Genomic DNA, 696 nt, shown 5'->3' with positions numbered 1-696 from the left:
GACAGGCCCAGGAACACGTCCGCGTCGGCGATCACTTCCGCCAGCTTGCGCGCCTCGGTGGCCTTGGCGTAGCGCGCCTTGTCCGGATCCATCAGCGTCGTGCGGCCTTCGTAGACCACGCCCTCGATGTCCGTCACCCAGATGTTTTCCAGCGGCAGCCCCAGGTCCACCATCAGGTCCAGGCAGGCCAGCGCCGCCGCGCCCGCGCCGGACGTGACCACCTTGACCTGCCCGATGTCCTTGCCCACGACCTTCAGGCCGTTGATGAAGGCGGCGCTGACCGTGATGGCCGTGCCGTGCTGGTCGTCGTGGAAGACCGGGATCTTCATGCGCTCGCGCAGCTTGCGCTCGACCGTGAAGCACTCCGGCGCCTTGATGTCTTCCAGGTTGATGCCGCCGAACGTGGGCTCCAGGCCCGCGATGATGTCGACCAGCTTGTCCGGGTCCGTCTCGTTGATCTCGATGTCGAACACGTCGATGCCCGCGAACTTCTTGAACAGCACCGCCTTGCCTTCCATCACCGGCTTGGACGCCAGCGCCCCGATGTTGCCCAGCCCCAGCACCGCCGTGCCGTTGGTGATCACGCCCACCAGGTTGCCCCGGCCGGTGTAGCGGAAGACGTTGGCCGCGTCCTCGACGATTTCCTCACAGGCCGCGGCCACGCCGGGCGAGTAGGCCAGCGCCAGGTCGCGCTGG

Annotated in this window: 1 protein-coding gene; it reads right to left on the bottom strand. The window is 67.4% G+C overall.

All coding sequences use genetic code 11. The features are described from left to right. A partial coding sequence (locus A7W11_RS17645; protein ID WP_328587216.1) for a malic enzyme-like NAD(P)-binding protein occupies positions 1 to 696 on the bottom strand: 696 nt, incomplete at both ends.

The sequence above is a fragment of the Bordetella ansorpii genome (assembly GCF_900078315.1).
In the GTDB taxonomy this organism is placed as follows: Bacteria; Pseudomonadota; Gammaproteobacteria; order Burkholderiales; family Burkholderiaceae_B; genus Bordetella; species Bordetella ansorpii.
This window is presented reverse-complemented; position numbering and strand designations above follow the sequence as displayed.